The organism is Hassallia byssoidea VB512170 (genome assembly GCF_000817785.2).
In the GTDB taxonomy this organism is placed as follows: domain Bacteria; phylum Cyanobacteriota; class Cyanobacteriia; order Cyanobacteriales; family Nostocaceae; genus Hassallia; species Hassallia carrinoi.
This window is the reverse complement of record NZ_JTCM02000216.1, coordinates 1-3,249: the sequence shown is the minus strand read 5'-3', so window position 1 is coordinate 3,249 and position 3,249 is coordinate 1. Positions and strand designations below refer to the sequence as shown.

Sequence of the window (3,249 nt, the reverse complement as noted above, 5' to 3'; positions counted from 1 at the left end):
CACCAGACGCTCCGCGAACGCTCCTCGCCACTACGAATAGACGGTACAGGCAACCGCGCTGCCTTGACTCACCGCAACGCACTGGCTCCCCTACAATTTAAGTTTATTAACTGTGATTTGGGGTTTTCTTTCTCGTCACAATTATCAGTTAACTCAAGTCTAAAAAAATGTGAAAATCTGAAATAAATATACAAAATTACCATTTTCCTGTATTTTTTACTGAGAAAATAGAAAACGATATTAATACAAAAAACATTGCTCGTAGAGACGTTCGATCCGGAACGTCTCTGCCAACGAGGGTTTTAAGTAAAAATTTTCAATTCAAAATAAAACAACATCTATTTTGAATTGATACAATAATTGCCACTAAGAGCTAACTAGTTAACAAAAGTTCATCAAACCTAGTTACAAAAGTAAAAAATAAACTTAACTGAAATCAAGGAAATAGCCACACGTCAAGTCACTCACTGCGGTAGTCTAGATGAGAGTAAATTAATTGCCTGGTTTAACATACTGCGTTTATGACATCATCTGTATCCAGTCCTCCACGCACAATTCGCATCGGTACCCGCAAAAGCCAACTTGCTCTGGTTCAGACTCACTGGGTACAAGAACAACTTCAGAAACTCTTTCCGGATATCACTTTTGAAGTTCATTCCATGTCCACTCAAGGAGACAAAATCTTGGATGTGGCATTAGCCAAGATTGGGGACAAAGGACTATTTACCAAAGAACTCGAAGTAGGAATGCTCAACCGGGAGATTGATTTTGCCGTTCATTCTCTTAAGGATCTACCGACTCGCTTACCAGAGGGGTTAACACTGGCAACAATTACAGAACGGGAAAACCCCGCAGATGCTTTGGTGGTGCATGAAAAGCACAAAGATAAGCAAATTGATACTTTACCAGAGGGTGCGGTAATCGGTACATCTTCGCTGCGTCGGCTGGCACAATTGCGACATCATTTTCCCCACTTTACATTTAAAGATATTCGAGGAAACTTGAATACACGCATGGCGAAATTGGATGCGGGTGAGTATGATGCGATAATTTTGGCGGTAGCAGGTTTAGAGCGATTGGGAATGAGCGATCGCATTCATCAAATCCTCCCCAAAGAAATTTCTCTCCACGCAGTTGGACAAGGTGCATTAGGTATCGAATGCCGTGCTGATGATAGTGAGTTGATCTCGCTACTCAAAGGTATTGAACATTCACAAACACGCGATCGCTGTTTAGCCGAACGCGCTTTCTTACGTGAATTAGAAGGCGGTTGTCAAGTACCCATTGGTGTAAATACTGATTTAAATGGTGATAATTTAACATTATCTGGCATAGTTGCCAGCGTCGATGGCAAAAATCTGGTCAAAGATACCGTCACAGGTTCTGCTTCAAATGCCGAACAACTAGGCATCCAACTCGCACAACTGTTGCGGCAACACGGAGCGCAGGAAATTTTGGATAAAATATTTACCGAGATTCAACGCGGTTCTTGAGCTGTTGCACAAGCAGATGTGATTAGATGAAGAAAGATTTCCATTGTCAATAAGTAGGGTGGGCAATGCCTGCCCTACATGTGGAATTCTGATGTAGGCACGGGGAAACAGAAACTACCATGCGGATTTTATTTGTAGCAGCTGAGGCAGCTCCCATTGCGAAAGTTGGCGGAATGGGTGATGTTGTCGGTGCTTTACCCAAATTCCTCAGACAAATGGGGCATGATGTGCGAATATTCATGCCCTACTACGGCATGTTGCCAGACAAAATGGAGATTCCCCAAGAACCGATTTGGTGGGGAGATGCGATGTTTCAGCACTTTGCAGTTTATGAAACAATTCTGCCCGGTACTGATGTTCCCTTATATTTATTTGGACATCCCGCATTCATGCCCCGCCGCATTTATTCTGGAGATGATGAAGATTGGCGGTTTACATTGTTTGCTAACGGTGCAGCCGAGTTTTGCTGGAATTATTGGAAGCCAGAAATAGTTCACTGTCATGATTGGCACACAGGGATGATTCCGGTGTGGATGAATCAAGACCCTGATATTACCACCGTTTTTACAATTCATAACTTGGCTTATCAAGGTCCGTGGCGTTGGTATTTAGAGAAAATTACTTGGTGTCCTTGGTATATGCAAGGACACAACACTATGGCAGCTGCTGTGCAGTACGCTGACAGAGTAAATACAGTTTCTCCCACTTATGCAGAGCAAATCAAAACACCTGAATACGGCGAAACTTTAGAAGGTTTGCTGTCTTTTATTAGCGGTAAGTTATCTGGGATTATTAATGGCGTAGATACCGAGATTTATAACCCAGCAGATGATAAATACATCGCCCAAACTTTTACTCCCGAAACTATTGAACAACGCAAAGCTGATAAAATTGCTTTGCAGGAAGAAGTGGGATTAGAAGTTAATAACAATGCCTTTTTAATTGGGATGGTGACACGGTTAGTCGATCAAAAAGGCATTGACTTAACATTGCAAATTATGGATCGGTTTTTGGCATATACAGATGCACAATTTGTGTTGCTGGGGACAGGCGATCGCAATTATGAAACTCAAATGTGGCAAATGGCATCGCGTTATCCCGGACGCATGGCAACTTACCTACTTTATAACGATGCTTTAGCTCGCCGCATCTACGCCGGTTCCGACGCCTTCTTAATGCCTAGCCGTTTTGAACCTTGCGGAATCAGCCAAATGTTAGCTTTGCGTTATGGTTGCGTGCCAATTGTCCGTCGCACCGGCGGATTAGTTGACACTGTAACCCACCACGACCCCACCAACGGGGCAGGCACTGGTTATTGTTTTGACCGCTATGAACCGTTAGACCTGTTTACCTGCATGATTCGCGCTTGGGAAGGCTACCGCTATAAACCGCAGTGGCTGGAACTACAAAAACGCGGTATGAACGAAGACTTCAGTTGGTATCAATCTGCGAAGCAGTACGTTAAATTGTACAGGTCAATTTACGGCTTGCCAGAAGAAGACGAGACTACACAACAACCGGAGTCAATGGTAAACGAGCCAGTAGCTACTTCTAAGTAATTCCTGCAAAACACTTATTGCCTTCCCCTAACTCTCTACCAGAAGATAGAAAGTTAGGGGATATAGCACTTTTTCCTTTTTTGTGCGTAATATCATGTCCGCTTAATTACCGACAAATCCTGGAAAACCCCACCCCGCTTTTGGCTACGCCAAAGTTCCCCTCCCCGCAAGCGGGGAGGGGTTAGGGGTGGGGTTCT

General features: G+C 43.7%; 3 protein-coding genes. All 3 read left to right on the top strand.

Going from position 1 to position 3,249, the window contains the following annotated elements:
• Positions 1-186: hypothetical protein (locus PI95_RS36570; RefSeq protein ID WP_236117345.1), on the top strand; the 186-nt coding region annotated here is incomplete at its 5' end.
• A gap of 335 nt (positions 187-521) precedes the next feature.
• Complete coding sequence (gene hemC, locus PI95_RS34940) at positions 522-1,493, top strand: hydroxymethylbilane synthase (protein ID WP_039752806.1); 972 nt, start codon at positions 522-524, stop codon at positions 1,491-1,493.
• A 119-nt stretch (positions 1,494-1,612) separates the two neighbouring features.
• Positions 1,613-3,052, top strand: coding sequence for a glycogen synthase GlgA (glgA, locus tag PI95_RS34935; protein ID WP_039752805.1), 1,440 nt, complete (start codon positions 1,613-1,615; stop codon positions 3,050-3,052).
• Positions 3,053-3,249 lie beyond the last annotated feature (197 nt).